This is a genomic window from Paraburkholderia sp. RL17-373-BIF-A, from assembly GCF_046030175.1.
Classification (GTDB): domain Bacteria; phylum Pseudomonadota; class Gammaproteobacteria; order Burkholderiales; family Burkholderiaceae; genus Paraburkholderia.
On the sequence record NZ_JARESO010000046.1, the window covers coordinates 38,427 to 52,725 of the forward strand.

At 65.4% G+C, this 14,299-nt stretch carries 15 protein-coding genes; 6 read left to right on the forward strand and 9 right to left on the reverse strand.

The features are described from left to right. Positions 1-5 precede the first annotated feature (5 nt). Positions 6-896, reverse strand: coding sequence for an extracellular solute-binding protein (locus tag P0D80_RS36445; RefSeq protein ID WP_408291070.1), 891 nt, complete (start codon positions 894-896; stop codon positions 6-8). A gap of 78 nt (positions 897-974) precedes the next feature. Beyond that, on the reverse strand, positions 975-1,901 hold the full coding sequence (locus tag P0D80_RS36450; RefSeq protein ID WP_408291072.1) for an NHL repeat-containing protein: 927 nt from the start codon (positions 1,899-1,901) through the stop codon (positions 975-977). A 216-nt stretch (positions 1,902-2,117) separates the two neighbouring features. Between P0D80_RS36450 and P0D80_RS36455 the strand changes: the two genes are divergently transcribed. From P0D80_RS36455 to P0D80_RS36465, 3 genes are all read left to right on the forward strand, one after another. Next, positions 2,118-2,606: a molybdopterin-dependent oxidoreductase gene (locus P0D80_RS36455; protein ID WP_408180023.1), complete on the forward strand. Its 489-nt coding sequence runs from the start codon at positions 2,118-2,120 to the stop codon at positions 2,604-2,606. 173 nt (positions 2,607-2,779) lie between these two features. Continuing rightward, positions 2,780-3,325 carry a nitrogen fixation protein NifQ gene (locus P0D80_RS36460; RefSeq protein WP_408180044.1) on the forward strand — a complete coding sequence of 182 codons (546 nt, stop codon included), beginning with the start codon at positions 2,780-2,782 and terminating at the stop codon, positions 3,323-3,325. A 52-nt stretch (positions 3,326-3,377) separates the two neighbouring features. Beyond that, complete coding sequence (locus P0D80_RS36465; RefSeq protein ID WP_243658296.1) at positions 3,378-3,779, forward strand: winged helix-turn-helix domain-containing protein; 402 nt, start codon at positions 3,378-3,380, stop codon at positions 3,777-3,779. A gap of 24 nt (positions 3,780-3,803) precedes the next feature. Here the strand turns inward: P0D80_RS36465 and P0D80_RS36470 are convergent, their stop codons facing one another. From P0D80_RS36470 to P0D80_RS36480, 3 genes are all read right to left on the reverse strand, one after another. Next, positions 3,804-5,156 (reverse strand): DUF2325 domain-containing protein, encoded by a 1,353-nt coding sequence (locus tag P0D80_RS36470; RefSeq protein ID WP_408180024.1) that lies wholly within the window; start codon positions 5,154-5,156, stop codon positions 3,804-3,806. A gap of 148 nt (positions 5,157-5,304) precedes the next feature. Beyond that, positions 5,305-5,904 (reverse strand): hypothetical protein, encoded by a 600-nt coding sequence (locus tag P0D80_RS36475; RefSeq protein ID WP_408291076.1) that lies wholly within the window; start codon positions 5,902-5,904, stop codon positions 5,305-5,307. A gap of 189 nt (positions 5,905-6,093) precedes the next feature. Then, complete coding sequence (locus tag P0D80_RS36480; RefSeq protein ID WP_408291078.1) at positions 6,094-6,969, reverse strand: LysR family transcriptional regulator; 876 nt, start codon at positions 6,967-6,969, stop codon at positions 6,094-6,096. Positions 6,970-7,081: 112 nt separating this feature from the next. Between P0D80_RS36480 and P0D80_RS36485 the strand changes: the two genes are divergently transcribed. From P0D80_RS36485 to P0D80_RS36495, 3 genes are all read left to right on the forward strand, one after another. After that, the gene (locus tag P0D80_RS36485; protein WP_408291080.1) at positions 7,082-8,647 is read left to right on the forward strand and encodes an MFS transporter; all 1,566 of its coding nucleotides are present in this window, start codon (positions 7,082-7,084) and stop codon (positions 8,645-8,647) included. A gap of 124 nt (positions 8,648-8,771) precedes the next feature. Further along, on the forward strand, positions 8,772-9,257 hold the full coding sequence (locus P0D80_RS36490; protein ID WP_408291082.1) for a nuclear transport factor 2 family protein: 486 nt from the start codon (positions 8,772-8,774) through the stop codon (positions 9,255-9,257). A 91-nt stretch (positions 9,258-9,348) separates the two neighbouring features. Next, positions 9,349-10,236 carry a 2OG-Fe(II) oxygenase gene (locus tag P0D80_RS36495; protein ID WP_408291084.1) on the forward strand — a complete coding sequence of 296 codons (888 nt, stop codon included), beginning with the start codon at positions 9,349-9,351 and terminating at the stop codon, positions 10,234-10,236. Between the two features lie 19 nt (positions 10,237-10,255). On the opposite strand, the gene P0D80_RS36500 is transcribed toward P0D80_RS36495, so the two are convergent. The 4 genes from P0D80_RS36500 to P0D80_RS36515 all read right to left on the reverse strand — a co-directional run bounded on the left by P0D80_RS36500 (position 10,256) and on the right by P0D80_RS36515 (position 14,223). Next, a complete protein-coding gene (locus P0D80_RS36500; protein WP_408291087.1) occupies positions 10,256-10,912 on the reverse strand; it encodes a cation diffusion facilitator family transporter in 657 nt (218 codons plus the stop codon). Between the two features lie 165 nt (positions 10,913-11,077). Next, positions 11,078-11,512, reverse strand: coding sequence for a GNAT family N-acetyltransferase (locus P0D80_RS36505; RefSeq protein ID WP_408180031.1), 435 nt, complete (start codon positions 11,510-11,512; stop codon positions 11,078-11,080). A gap of 37 nt (positions 11,513-11,549) precedes the next feature. Further along, the gene (locus tag P0D80_RS36510) at positions 11,550-12,989 is read right to left on the reverse strand and encodes an MFS transporter (protein ID WP_408291089.1); all 1,440 of its coding nucleotides are present in this window, start codon (positions 12,987-12,989) and stop codon (positions 11,550-11,552) included. A gap of 352 nt (positions 12,990-13,341) precedes the next feature. Continuing rightward, positions 13,342-14,223, reverse strand: coding sequence for an isocitrate lyase/PEP mutase family protein (locus P0D80_RS36515; protein WP_408180033.1), 882 nt, complete (start codon positions 14,221-14,223; stop codon positions 13,342-13,344). Positions 14,224-14,299: the final 76 nt, after the last annotated feature.

The window sequence follows — 14,299 nt, forward strand, 5'->3', positions numbered from 1 at the left end:
CGCGCTTACTGCGCGGCGGCGTCGATCACGGCTTGCACCGAAGGCGGCATGGCTTGCCCGTTGCCGCTTACCGTGGGTTTGATGACGTCCACGCCATGTTGCTTGAGCAGCGCGCGGCCTTTCGCGCTCAACAGAAAGTCGACGAAGCTGCTCGCGCCTTCACGGTTCGGCGCGTCGCTGAGAATCGTCAGCGTGTAGCTGGCCTTGGCCTGCAATTCGGGTGCGGGGCGGATCGCCGGAATCTTCAGATCGGACGTTTCGGTGGAATAGAAAAAGCCGGCGTCGAGCTGGCCGGATTGCAGGCGGCCAACCAGCGTTTCCTCGGGCAAAACCTGCTCGGGGTTTTCCGCCGCGCCGAGCGTCTTCTCGACGAGGTCCGGCTGGTGGTAGAGCTCAGCCGCCTTGGTCACCATCTCGACGGTGAAGGCACCCTTCGGGTCGAGCTTCGGGTCGGTCCGGCCGATGCGGATGCCCGGCTCCTGCAGCACCTGGTCCCAGCGCTTGCTCTTGAACTGCGGCGCGAACTTGCTCTGCGGGTTGTAGCCGATCATCAACGGCGATTCGGCGAAATTCACATACCACGTGACGTGATCGCCATTCGCCGCGCCGGTCAGACTGTCATTCACCTTGGGGCTCGCGCTGATGAACACGTCGCCGCGGCGCAGCTTGCCCTTGATCTCGTTGGCGATCTTGTTCGAGCCCGCCGCGTAGCCGCGGAAATGCTGGCCGGTGGCCTTCTCGAATGCCGGGCCGATGCTGCGCTCCATCAGATTGACCAGCGAGCCGGCGTACAGCACGTTGACCGTGTTGTCCTGCGCGAAAGCAGGCGCGGCCGTCACGATGCCGGTAACGACCACGAGAGGAACGACGAGAGAAGCGAGCAGCTTGCGAATCATGCGATAACCCCGATACGTTATTAAGAGCGCTATATTACGACGTCATCGCATTATCTTGTGTGACGACGCCGCTCTGCATCAGTCAAGCGGGAAGCTGCGCACGTAACTGGTGCCACTCGCACTGGCGGCGCGGTCGATGGCGTACAGCCGGCCGCGCGGCGCGTCGACGGCTACGCCGCGGGCGTCCTGAAAGTCGTTTGCAAGCACGCTGATCGTGCCGTCCGGCGCGATCCGGCACAGGCCGGTGGTATTGCATTTGGTGTATAGCTTGCCGCCCGCGTCGACGGCCATCAGGTCCGGGCTGGTGATCCGCACGAATGTGCCGCTCGGCGTCACGGCCTGCGATCCGCCCAGCAACGCGCTCAGACTCGCTTTGACGATGTCGTTGTTGGCCTGGTCGGAGACGTAGACCGCGTCGCCCGACACGGCGATCCCGACCGGCTTGCCGAGTCCGCTCAGCAGATCGCGCTCGACCGCCGTGTGAGCGGCCGGATCGTATGTGATGAGACTCAGCCCGCCTTGCAGCGGATTGCTGCCGATTTTGACGAACCACGTCGAGAGCAAACGATTGGAGCCAATCGAGATCAGGCCGAGGCGGCGGCGCGCCGGATCCGGGCCGCTCAGCGCCGCGATCGCATCGACGCCCGTGATGCTGAACACCGCGCTCGCCGTGCCGAAGCCGAAGCGTTCGATCATCAGCGTGGACGCGTCGGCGAAGCTCAACTGGCTCAGGCTGTTCGACTGGCCGGCCACCGCCGGCACACTCGCGTAATGCGCGAACGTGCGGCCGTCGGGCGAGGAGAGCACGCTATTGGTCTGGTCGTCGGTGATGAAGACGGCGCCGTCCGCCGCGCGCACCGCGATGCCGTTCGGCGACGCGCTGACGGCGACCTTTTGCGGCGTGGCGGTAATCTCGTCGCCGCCACAACCGGCGAGCGCCGCGATCAGGCCGAGGGAGACGAAAGCGAGACACGTGGTGCGTCGCCAGGCGGGTGAGAAGCGCATGTGATCTCCTGAGCAGCCCGGCTGCGCACCGGCCGTATGCCGGCGCGCCCACGCGTGCCGTGATTGTTATGAATGAAGGTGAGGCCGGGCTATATTCCCGGCGATATGACGCGTATCGACGCGGTTTTGCGCGCAAGCCGCCATCGCAGCGTAATATACACACGGACATAACGGGTGAACAAGCCGCTCAGGCGCACATGCTGGAGATAAACGGATATGGATAGTGTGAATGTGATTGCCGCGCCCGCTGTCGACAGCGCGCTTGTCCTGAGCGGACGATTCCAGCGGCCGCTTTCATTCGGGCTCGATGAACTCAAACGCTACGAAAGCGTGGTGGCCACGCCGTTCGATCTGCGTTGCTATACGACCAACCGCTTTATTCGCAGCGTCGAGCCGTATCGCGGCGTGCGCCTGACGACGCTGATCACGGAAGCGGGCTTGCCGAATAGCGTGCCGGGCGAATTCAAGCGCACGGTGTTCGTCGCGGTGGGGCACGACGGCTATGTCGTGACGTTTTCGTGGCATGAACTCTTCAACACGCCGATCGGCGAGAACGTGATGGTCGCCTACGAATGCGGCGGCCGAGCGCTCGACGCTGAAGACGGCGCGCCGATTCTGTTTTCCGGATCCGACATCCTGCCCGCGCCGCGCCATGTCAAACGGCTCGCGCGGATCGAGGCGCATGTGTTGGGACCGTTGGCGTAGGTGAACGCGAGGCACAGCCGGTAGGCGTAACATGGGTCGCTGATCCTTATCACGTTGCCGCCATGTCTGACGATCCGCTTGCACGCGTTGTTGGTGTTGCCGCAACTGGCGAAGACGCGCCTTTGTGGGTGCGGTCGTTGTCGTTGCCGCAGGACGCATTGACCGCCGCGCGCATGACAAAGTGGCTGGACGCAGCGACTAATGCCGCATCACCCGACACACAACTCTTCGCCAAACTGATCGCCGAGCGCGACGCGCGCAACGAACTCGCGCTGCTCGGACTTCAGCAACCGGCGTGGCGCGCGCTGGTGGCGCGGCACTTCGCGCGTGCCGCTGTCCCGGCCGCGTTGCCGCTCGTGGTCACTTCGAGCGAGCACGCGGAATTCGTCCGCACGCTCCACGCGCTATTGCTCACGTACGCTAGCGCCACGATCCATGCAGACGACGCGCAGTGTCTAGCTGCAATCATCGCCCATGCCTGTTTGCGTCCGGATCACCTGTGGCGCGACCTCGGCCTCGCCGGCCGCGACGAAGTCACGTGGATGCTGACGCGTTATTTCCCCACGCTCGTCGCGCTCAATACCGCCAACTTGCGGTGGAAGAAGTTCCTCGCTGAACAACGCGCGTTGTCACTGGGTTTGCAGCCTGGCCCGGCGCCAGGCTGTCCCGGCTGTGAAGACTACGGGCATTGCTTCCCGGAGCTTCAGGGAGGATTGTGATGGCCGTTCGGCCAGGGTGGCAGTACGAGGCGGTTCGTGTATGCTTTCGCGCATGGCTGACACCCCAAAAACCAAACCCGCACCCGCGGCAAAAAAAGCCGCGAAGGCGCGTCCCGAAGTGCGCTTCAGAATGCGCATCCGTAGCGGCGACGCGGTCGCGCTCGGGCCGGGCAAAGTCGAATTGCTCGAAGCCGTGCGCGAATTCGGCTCGATCTCGGCGGCGGCGCGCAGCCTCGATATGTCGTACCGTCGCGCCTGGCTGCTGATCGATGAACTGAACCGTTCGCTCAAGTCGCCTGCCACGCATTCGGAGCAGGGCGGCCAGAGCGGCGGCGGCTGCACGCTCACGCCCGTGGGCGAAACCATCATTCGCCTGTACCGCGACGTTGAAGTCGAGGCGCAGCGAAGTTGCGCGAAACAGATCGCCGAGTTGACCAGGCTGATCCGCTCCTGAGCGTCCCCGGTCGCGCAAGTGCGCTCAGCCGTGACGCAGGCAAAACGCCGAAGGCGGCGGATTGCCCAATTGCGCAAGCTGCTCGGGGTGCAGGCGCGCCATCAATTCGACGAAGCTCGCCACACTCGCCGTGCGCAGCGGGTGATAGTCGATCTGATGGCGCTCGCAGACGCGCTTGAGCGTATTCATCGAATCGTGGTCGATGCAATCGACCGGAAACACGACGAGATCCGCACCCGGCAACGCCGCGGCAAGCAGGCCCTTGCGATCTTCCACACCGCCGTCGTGCACGATCAGTTCGCCGCCGGCCGCTTCCACCAGCCGCTTGAGCGCCGCGTTGGAACCCGGCCTGCCGCCCACATACGCGATCCGTTTGCCTTGCACGCTGTCGAGGCTCGCCCGGCGCGTGCCGGCTCCGCTCGCCGCGTCCGCTGCGTCTACCGTCGCGCGTTCGAGGGCGTCGCATTCGCTTTGCACCAGCTTGAGCAGCGTCAGCGTCTGATCGTGGCTTCTGCGCAGCGCGAGCGCCGCGTCCTGTTCCTGCAGCGCGCGCTGTTCCGCGGCCTCGCGACGGCTCGTATGCAGCGCGACGCGCTGATCGGCGTCGGCCAGTTTGTCGTGCAGCCGTTGCGTTTCGGCTTCGAGACCGGCGACATCGCCGGGGATCTGGCGGCTTGTCTGCGCCGTGAGCTGCGCGATCTGCTCGTTGAGCGCCGCAATCGACGCGTCGCGTTGCAGGCTGAGTTCCTGCAAACGGCTCTGTTGACGCTCGATTTTCTCTTTCAATGCGGCGTTCTCCTCTTCCAGCGCGACCAGCCGGCGAATGTCCGCGCGATTGGCCGCGCCCACCAGATGCGACAGCATGTGCAATTCGCCGAATGCTTTCTGGCGCACGGGCATGGTCGCAAACGGATGCGTCATCAACGCCCAGTAGGCGGGCGGGATGTCGCCGCTCTTCAGCGCTTCGTCCCAGAGCTTGAGCAGGTCGACGTCGTCGGTGGCTTTGTCGAAGCGGCGGATCGCGCCCGCATAGTGTTCGTCGAGCAGTTTCTGCAGCGCCTTCGCGGCCGCGCCGCCTTCGATAGCGAGTTCGACCGCCGAGTGATGGATCTCCAGATCGCTCGCGTCGCGGCGATCGAGTCCCGTGAATTTCGGCACCAGCTTGCGCAACTCGTGCGTGCTCAGACACGTGCCGATGATCGAACAATGCAGATGGCTGTCGAGTTCGGCGAGGCGCGCGCGTCGTTTGGTGTTCGAGAACGACACTTTGGCGGGGGCGCAACATGCGTCGGCGACGTGCATGCCGGTGCCGGCAAGCTCGTCGCCGGACAGTTTCAGACGCGCGGGCTGGGCGAGACGGAACGGGGGCGTGTGCATGGGAATCTCGAATCCGGTTCGGTGTCAGGCGAGTTGAAAGTGCAGGTGAAGCTCATGGCGCACATTCGCCGCGCAAGCGCGGCCGACGATATATTCGGAAAGATATAACGATGGGCGAAAGAGAGCGTTCATCTGCGGCTGTCGTTAATCAGTCGTTGGAGGGGGCGAGGGCGGGCTCGGCGACGCGCGCTTTGCGCCGCACGGCCGACCTGTCCGCAGGGCTTCGCGCGGTGGCGGCGCGCTTGCCGGCCGCCGGGCTCATGTCATTCGCAGCCCGTGCGTGCTGTTCGAGCACATGCCCGACGCACAGGCCCACGAAGGCCGCGTCGAGCCGTTCGAGTTCCGCGACCACCTTGCGCAGGGCAGCCAGGTCGTTGCTGAAGGTGTCGGAAAAAATCGCGTCGCGCAGTTGTTCGGCGCAGCGCGCTTCCTCGATCGCCGCTTTGAGGTCGCGCAGACGCGCGAACGCCGCGGCTCTCGCCCGCTCGGCGAGGATCGACAGCAACTGGTTCAGCGAATGCGAGCCGGACGTGCCGACCGAGGCGAAATTCAACTGGTCGTCGGTCAGCATCAGCACGAAGCGCTGCACGCTGCCGTAGAGACGCCGGTAGGCGTCGACGACATCGCGGATCGATTCGGCGCGGCCGCGCTCGGACGCCGACTTCACCGCGACGATGGTCGATGAAAGCTCGTTGGGCAGACGCTCGCGGCGTCTTGCCGGGGCGGATGAAATGGATCGACTGCGCACCGCTACTGGCTCCTGCTGGCTCGTTTCGCCTCGTCGCGCGGGGCTCTCAGAAGCGCTGAAAGACGCGCCGCCACGCACCACGAAGCCTACCGTGATATTCGGCAGGATATAACGAAAAGCAGCCGGCGTGTTGAACAGACGCCGTTTCCCGACCCGTCGGACAGGCTTCAAGCCGCCTTCAGACCGGTGTCACTTATGCCGTGCGAAGTCGAGAAACGCCTTGACAGCCGGGGCGCGCTCATACTTCCGGAAGGCAATCGCGATCTCCGAAGGGATGGGCTGACCGGTGATGTCGCGGTACACGACACCCGGCAAAGCGATGCAGTCCGCCAGCGTATGCGGCACGACGGCGACGTAGCCGCCCAGCGACACGCAGGCCAGCACCGAGGCGAGCGTACCGGGGCGCGGTCCGAGCCGCGCGGAGAAGCGCCCGCGCCGCGCCACTTCGAAGGTGCCGGCTTCCTGTTCCGGCAGCACGAAGCACTGGTTGCGCAGTTGCGCCGGCTTGACGCTCGGCGAGGCCGCCAGCGCGGAATCGGTCGGCAATGCGAGGACGAATTGATCGCGATGCACGGTCGTGGCCTGAATGCCGTCGGCCAGCAGCATCGGCGGGCGCACGTAGGCCGCGTCGAGCAGGCCGTCGCGCAGCATGGCGGCGACATTGTCCATCGGCACCTCGCGGATCGAAATGTCGACGCCCGGATGCGCGCCGCGAAATCCACCGACATCGCGCTGCAACACGCCCGCATACGCCGCCGACGCCACATAGCCGACTTCGACGCGCCCGAGCTCGCCACGCTCGGCCAGCACCGCGCGTTCCTCGCCGCGCGCGAGGTGATCGAGCGCGACCAGCGCCTCGGCGAGATAGGCGCTGCCCGCCGCGCTCAGCGCGACCGAGCGCTTGGTGCGATGAAAGAGCCGCACGCCGAGCAGCCGTTCCGCCTCCTGGATCAGCTTGGTCAGCGACGGCGCGGCGATCCCCAATTCGTCCGCGGCGCGCGAGAAATGAAGCTGTTTCGCGACGCAAACGAAGGCATGGATATGACGGAGTTCGAGTTGCCGCATGGTTTTCTGTATTTCCGTTGGAGCTAATTATTTTGTGATTTTATGCCAATGACAGGCAATAGAGGCGTCGCTAACATTGAGTCGACCTCAACTCGCCGCCATTCGCCTCCCTATGCCGTCTCCTTCCTCAGACCACCGCCCGGCGCCGGCCAACTCCGCATTCGTGCTGGCCACCGCGTCGGCCACCTGCGCGCTGATCGTGCTGGACACCAATGTCGTGGCGGTCTCGTTGCCGTCGATCGCGCGCTCGTTCCACGCGAGTTTTGCCGACGTCGAATGGGTCGTCAGCGCGTACATGGTCGCGTTCGCGTCGTGCCTGCTGCCGGCGGGCGGTCTCGCCGACCGCGTCGGCCGCAAGAAAATGCTGCTGCTCGGGCTGGCGGTGTTCTTTCTGGCGTCGCTCGGTTGCGGCGCGGCGCCAACGGCAGCGGTGCTGAACATCGCGCGGGCGGTCAAGGGTGTCGGCGCGGCAATGCTGCTCACCGCCGCGCTCGCCATCATCGCGAACACGTTTCACGAAGGCCCCGCCCGCGTGCGCGCCTGGGCCGTGTGGGGCACCTGCATGGGCCTCGCGACCACGGTGGCGCCGCTAATCGGCGGCGTCATCACGCAATGGTTCGGCTGGCGCTGGATCTTTCTGCTGAACCTGCCCGTGTGCGCGGTGCTCGCGTGGTGCGCGTCGCGTGCAATCGTCGAGTCGCGCAATCCGAAACCCGGTCCGCTCGATATCGCCGGCAGTCTATTGTTCGGCAGCGCGCTCGCGCTCGGCATCTGGGCGCTGATCGAAGTGCCGGCCGACGGCCTCGCAAGCTGGCCGACCGCCATGCGGCTCGCGGCCTGCGTGCTGATGTTCGGCGCGTTCGTTCAGGTGCAGCGGGTGCGAGCGCATGCGATGGTCGATCTCGCGCTGTTCCGGCAACCGCGCTTTGTCGCTGCGGTGCTCGCCATGTTCGGTTACGCCGCCTGCGCCCAGGTGATGATGACGTTCCTGCCGTTGTATTTGCAGAACGTGTTCGGTCTGTCGGCGGTGGCCGCGGGCGTGGGCATGCTGCCGTTCGCGCTGTCGATGGTGATCGGCCCGTACATCGGCGCCGCGCTCGGCAGGCGTGTTTCGAGCATGGCCGTGCTGTCGATGGGCTTGCTGCTGATCGCCCTCGGCAACCTGTTGACGGCGTTGATCGCGAGCGACGAGCGCTACGCACTGGTCGCGCTCGGCATGATCGTGACGGGTCTCGGCGCCGGGATTCTGAACGGCGACACGCAGAAGGCGATCATGGCCTGCGTGCCGCCGGATCGCACCGGCATGGCCTCCGGCATCAGCACGACGACGCGCTTCACCGCCATCGTGACGTCGGTCGGGGTGCTCGGCGCGGTGCTGGCGGCGCGCACGCACACGGCATTCCTCGCGGCGGCGCCGCTGACGCCCGAGGTGAAAACCGCGCTCGACGCCGGCTTCATGTCGCGCGTGTTGGCCGGCGATACGGCGCAGGCCACGGCGAGCTTGCCGCCCGCCGTACGGGCCACGCTGATGTCGGCCGCGCACGCGAGCTTTGCGAGCGGCTTTGCCGCGGCGCTGGGTCTGGCGGCTGTCATTGCGGTGTCGATCGCGGCCGGCGTCTGGCTGCTGGCCGGCAGAAGCGAGGCCGCGCGGATGCGTGGCGCGGCCTCGAACGGGTAGGCACGCCGCGTCGCCCATTGGGCTCTGTTTTCCGATATCGTGTGCGGCGTGCCCGCCGTCGAATGGTCGCCGGGCGCCTTTTCCGGATCGACTTCAAACACGGGCATCGCACGATATCAAAACAATGAGCCATCCCAACACCAACACCGAACTGATCCAGCGTTTCTACACGGCGTTTCAGCAACGCGACGCCGAAACCATGGTGGCCTGTTACGCGGACGACGTCGTCTTCAGCGACCCCGCGTTCGGCGAGTTGCGCGGCGAGGAAGCGCGCGACATGTGGCGCATGCTGGTGGCCCGCGCGCAAGACTTTTCGCTGACGTTCGAGGGCGTCGAAGCGGACGACCGCAGCGGCCGCGCCCACTGGGTGGCCAGTTATCTCTTCAGCCAGACAGGGCGCGCGGTGGTCAACCGCATCGACGCCCGTTTCGTGTTCCGCGATGGCCGCATCGTCGAACATCGCGACAACTTTGACTTGTGGATCTGGACGCGCCAGGCGCTCGGCCTCAAAGGGACGCTGCTCGGCTGGTCGCCGCTCGTGCAGCGCGCCATTCGGGCGCAGGCGCGAAAGGGACTCGACCTCTACCGGCGCCGGCAGCAGCGCGGTTGATCTGCGGCTTGACCCCGGCCGAGCCACGCCCGCTTGCTATCATTCAGCCACGTGATGCTGAATTTCTTCAAGCGGACGAATGAGGAATGCTATGCCAGTAGTGGATGCCGCATGGGAAGAGTGGCTGAGCAGCAACGTGGCGCGCGGCTGCAGTCCCGATTCGATGGTCGACGCCATGGTGCAGGCCGGTTTCGCCACCGACGCCGCGCGCGCGGCCGTGCACAAAACCTTCGGCCAGGACCCGGCTAATCCGGCGAATCCGGCCTTTGCCGCGGCGGCCGCGACCGAGGCGGCGCTCGCCAAAGCCGCGCCACAGACTTACCAATACGACGACCCGCCCGTCGCGCGCGGCAATGTGATCCGCGCGCACGATCGTGACGTGCGTGTGCTGATGCGCTGCGAGCGGCCGCAAGTGATCGTATTCGGCGACGTGTTGTCGCCGGACGAATGCGCCGAGATGATCGAGCGCTCGCGGCATCGGTTAAAGCGCTCCACCACGGTCAATCCCGATACCGGCAAGGAAGACGTGATCCGCAATCGCACCAGCGAGGGCATCTGGTATCAGCGCGGCGAAGACGCGTTCATCGAACGGATGGACCGGCGCATTTCGAGTCTGATGAACTGGCCGGTCGAAAATGGCGAAGGGCTGCAGATTCTGCACTACGGCACGACCGGCGAATACCGCCCGCATTTCGACTATTTCCCGCCCGATCAACCCGGCAGCGCGGTGCATACCGCGCAGGGCGGCCAGCGTGTCGCCACGCTGGTGATCTATCTGAATGACGTGCCCGACGGCGGCGAAACCATCTTTCCCGAAGCGGGCATGTCCGTCGCGGCAAGGCAGGGCGGCGCGGTGTATTTCCGCTATATGAACGGCCAGCGTCAACTCGATCCGCTGACCTTGCATGGCGGCACGCCGGTGCTCGGCGGCGACAAATGGATCATGACGAAGTGGATGCGCGAACGCGCTTACGGCTGACGCAAACCGATTCCAGATTCTATTCAACCGGCTGGCCGGCGGGCGCGTTGCCCGGCGCGCCGGCGAACAGTTGCTTCAACGCGCCGCGGCCGCTTGCGTAGCCCATGCGCATGATCATCAGGCCGATCGCCGCGCCGGCGATGTGATCGAGCATCGGCATGCCGGCCAGACTGCCGGCGAGTCCCAACGTCGCCACCAGCGCCGACACCGCGTCGACGCGCGCATGCCATGCGCTGGCCAGCAAAATTGCTGAACCCGTGCGTGCGCCTTCGGCGCGCATATAGCGAAACAGCGCTTCCTTGGCGAGCATCACGAAGCCGCTCACGGCCAGCGCGCCGATATGCATCGCGGTGCCGCCGCTCAGCGTCGAGGTCTGCGCGATGCTGGTCCAGAGCATGTCGGCGGCGGTAGTCATCAATACGGCGGCGATGAACAGCGCGGCCAGCGCCTGCTCGATGCCGGTGTCGGCGCTGTGGCCAGCATCGCGCAGCTTCGTACGCTGGTGTCGCGTAGTGAGGTACAGCACGATCAGCACGACGCCGTCCGCGGCGAGGTCGCTCAAGGTGTGCACGCCGTCGGCAAAGAGCCCGTCCGAATGCGCCATGAGGCCGATGGCGATCTGCATCGCCGAAAGGAAGGCATTGAGCAGCGCGCTGGCTGAGGCGGCCTTAAACAAGGCAGCCGCCATTGACGGAATCACTGCGGGACTCGCGCGCGAAATGCTGTGGCATGGGCAGGGGACGGTTTTTGCTGTTTTTGCGGTTTGTGTTCCCGCAGCAAATTAACCGTCCAACGTGGCACGCCGATGACAACGCCGCGAGGCTCGCGGCGCGCGCCGCGCTCAGGCCGTCTTGTAGACGTCCGGGTTGTGCAACTCCATGTAACGCTCCGGCGTCGCGAGTCCGGTGAAGCCGTGCGGCTCGTACACGCGATGCGCGTCTGTCGTCACCAGCACGATTCTTCGCAGACCCTGCAGCGAGGGGCTGGCGAAAACGCGCTTCATCAATGCGGACGCATGTCCCTGGCCGCGATAGTCCGGCAGCACGAATACGTCGCACAGGTACGCGAAGGTCGCCTCGTCCGTGATCAGGCGCGCGAACGCGATCTGCCTGCCATCGACATAGCCGCCGAAACACATCGAGCCCGCGATGGCCCGCTCGAACGTCTCGCGCGGCATGCCCTTGGCCCACGGAGTTTCTTGCGACAGGAACGTGTAGACCAACTCGATGTCGAGATCGGCCTTGTCATTTGAAATAGTCAGTTCTTGTGCTTGCACCGCGTATCTCCGCCCGTTTTATCAGAGTGCTTCGCCGTCAACCCTTCGCCGGATCTTCGCTGCCGCGCGAACCGCCGCCGATGCTCTGGCCGGCATCGCGTGCAAGACCCATGTAGCCGATCACGGAGGCGAGCGTCACCACGCCCGCGAACAGAAACGCGAGGCGGAAATCGTCGAGCGTGAAGACGCGGCCCGTGGTCTCGCCGTTGAAGAAGGCAGCCGCCCGCAGCGACACTGCGCCGAAGGCGATGCCGAGACCAATCGTCATCTGCGCGGCCGCGCTCCACAGCGTGCTCGCCGCGCTCATCTGCGGTTGCGCGACGTCGGCATAGGCGAGCGTGGCGAGCGTCGAGAATTGCATCGAGCGCGCCACGCCGTAGATGAACACGACGAACAGCACCAGCGCGAGCGGCACGTTCGGGCTCAGCAATCCGCACGCGATGATGAACACGCCGGCCACCGTCACGTCGACGATCGACACCATGCGAAAACCGTAACGCTGCAGGATGCGCGTGGTCAGCGCTTTCATGCCGAGGTTGCCGAGCGCGCTTGCGAGCAGCAACAGTCCCGACTTGAACGCCGACAAGCCGAAGCCCACCTGGAACAGCAGCGGCATCAGGTAAGGCACCGCGCCGATGCCGATGCGCGTGAACGAGCCCGTCACCACCGTCACGGAGAAGGTCGGAATCTTCAGCGTCGAGACGTCGACGAGCGGATGCGGATGGCGCTTCGCATGCTGGAACGCCACCACGCCCATCAGCAAGCCGCCGAGGATGATCGCGCCGGCGATCCACGGATTCTCGCCCGGCTGGCTCGCCAACTCCGCGCCGTAGAGAATCGCCGTCAACGTCGTGCCGCTCAGCAGCAGGCCGACCACGTCGAGCGGCTTGCGTTCGGTGCCGCGCAGGTTCGGCACCAGCGCGAGCGCAACGGCCATGGCCGCGAGGCCGAACGGCACGTTGAGCAGGAAGATCCAGCGCCACGACGCGTAGGTCGTGATGAAACCGCCGATCGGCGGCCCGACCACCGGCGCGGCAATCGCCGGCCACGTGATGGTCGAGATCGCCTGCATCATGCGGCTTTTTTCGGTGCTGCGGACCACGATCAGCCGTCCCACCGGCACCATCATCGCGCCGCCCATGCCTTGCAAAAGACGAGCAGCGGTGAACTCGGTGACGTTCTGCGACAGGCCGCACAACACGGAAGCCACGGTGAACACGCCGATCGCGCTGAAGAACACCGTGCGCGAGCCGCAGCGGTCGGCGACCCAGCCGCTGGCCGGGATGAAGATCGCCAGCGCCAGCATGTAGGCCGTCATGCCGAGACTGAGGCTGTTGGGACCGACGCCGAACGAGTGCGCCATCTGCGGCAACGCGGTGGCGATCACCGTGGTGTCGAGGTACTCCATGAAGAAGGTGGCCGCGACGATATACGGTAGCCAGCCGATGTGCGCGTTGCGCGTGTCGCTGCCGCTCATTGCGCTGCTCCCGCCGCGCTGCCTGCAGTGTCGTGCGAACGCGTATCAGCGCCGATGCGGTGCCGGCGCTTTGCGCGCGATGGTTTGGCCTTCATGTTCTTGCGACTACCCTTATTGAAAACGTGTTTCCGGTATCCGGACGAGGCGGACGAGCGACAGGATCGCGGCCGCAGTTGACGCGCCGGCGAAGCCATCGAAGATGGCACGCCGGCAGTCGCAAACGACTGCTAGCCCTGAATCCTAACGCAATAAACGGCGCCATACCGTTGACGACGGCAGGCGGACGCGGCGTGCCCGCAAGCGGGAGCGCCCATCCGCCCATCTACCGGAAATACTGTTTTCTCTGCGCCGCTCAGTCTTTCGCGGCGTACTCGCGATCGAGCTTGTCGTACAGCGGCTTGTTGACGAGCCGCTGGCGTTCGCTGAACGGCGCGACCAGCGTGGCGTCCTCGTCGAGCCGGCCATTGCTCTTCAGCGTGCCGAGCGCGCGTTGCATGCCGAGCACCGCGCCTTGCAGCGCCGCGTTCGCGTACAGCACGATGCCGTAGCCGACCTTGGCTAACGCCTCGCGCGATTGCACGGGCGTCTTGCCGCCGATCACGATATTGATCAGTTGCGGCTTGTCGAACAGCGCCGGCAAACGTTCGATGTCGGCGAGCGATTCGGTCGCTTCGATAAAGAGAATGTCGGCGCCGGCTTCGATGAAGCGATGGCCGCGCTCGATCGCGTCCTCGATGCCGTGCACCGCGGCCGCGTCGGTGCGCGCCATGATCTGCAGATTGCCGTCTTCGCGGGCATCGACGGCCGCGCGGATCTTGCCGACCATCTCGCTCGCGCTGACGACTTCCTTGCCGGAGAAGTGGCCGCATTTCTTCGGCATGATCTGGTCTTCGAACTGGATCACGTCGGCGCCGCTGCGCTCGAGCACGCGTACCGTCTGGCGCACGTTCAGCGCATTGCCGAAGCCGGTGTCGGCGTCGACGATCAGCGGCAGCGCGACCGCGTCGCGAATCCGCGCCGTATGTTCGGCAACTTCGGCAAGACCGATGAAGCCGAGGTCGGGCAGGCCGAGCGACATATTGGTGACGCCGGCGCCCGTGATGTAGATCGCCTCGAAACCGGCGTCTTCGATTACACGGGCGCTCATCGCATTGAAGGCACCGGGCACGAGCAGGCCCTGGCGTTCGTTGACTTTGGCGCGGAAGGCGGCGCGGCGGGTGGCGGATGTGGTCATGACGGTGTGTCTCCTTTCAGGAAAGTCGGATAAATGGCGCGAACGAGAAACTGCAGGAAGCGTGCCATTTCGCGGC

Coding starts and splice junctions, on each gene's coding strand:
- P0D80_RS36470 (WP_408180024.1), bottom strand. CDS start 5,156: ATGCACACGCCCCCGTTCCGTCTCGCCCAGCCCGCGCGTCTGAAACTG.
- P0D80_RS36510 (WP_408291089.1), bottom strand. CDS start 12,989: ATGAGCGGCAGCGACACGCGCAACGCGCACATCGGCTGGCTACCGTAT.
- P0D80_RS36485 (WP_408291080.1), top strand. CDS start 7,082: ATGCCGTCTCCTTCCTCAGACCACCGCCCGGCGCCGGCCAACTCCGCA.
- P0D80_RS36450 (WP_408291072.1), bottom strand. CDS start 1,901: ATGCGCTTCTCACCCGCCTGGCGACGCACCACGTGTCTCGCTTTCGTC.
- P0D80_RS36465 (WP_243658296.1), top strand. CDS start 3,378: ATGGCTGACACCCCAAAAACCAAACCCGCACCCGCGGCAAAAAAAGCC.
- P0D80_RS36455 (WP_408180023.1), top strand. CDS start 2,118: ATGGATAGTGTGAATGTGATTGCCGCGCCCGCTGTCGACAGCGCGCTT.
- P0D80_RS36515 (WP_408180033.1), bottom strand. CDS start 14,223: ATGACCACATCCGCCACCCGCCGCGCCGCCTTCCGCGCCAAAGTCAAC.
- P0D80_RS36490 (WP_408291082.1), top strand. CDS start 8,772: ATGAGCCATCCCAACACCAACACCGAACTGATCCAGCGTTTCTACACG.
- P0D80_RS36460 (WP_408180044.1), top strand. CDS start 2,780: ATGACAAAGTGGCTGGACGCAGCGACTAATGCCGCATCACCCGACACA.
- P0D80_RS36495 (WP_408291084.1), top strand. CDS start 9,349: ATGCCAGTAGTGGATGCCGCATGGGAAGAGTGGCTGAGCAGCAACGTG.
- P0D80_RS36480 (WP_408291078.1), bottom strand. CDS start 6,969: ATGCGGCAACTCGAACTCCGTCATATCCATGCCTTCGTTTGCGTCGCG.
- P0D80_RS36445 (WP_408291070.1), bottom strand. CDS start 896: ATGATTCGCAAGCTGCTCGCTTCTCTCGTCGTTCCTCTCGTGGTCGTT.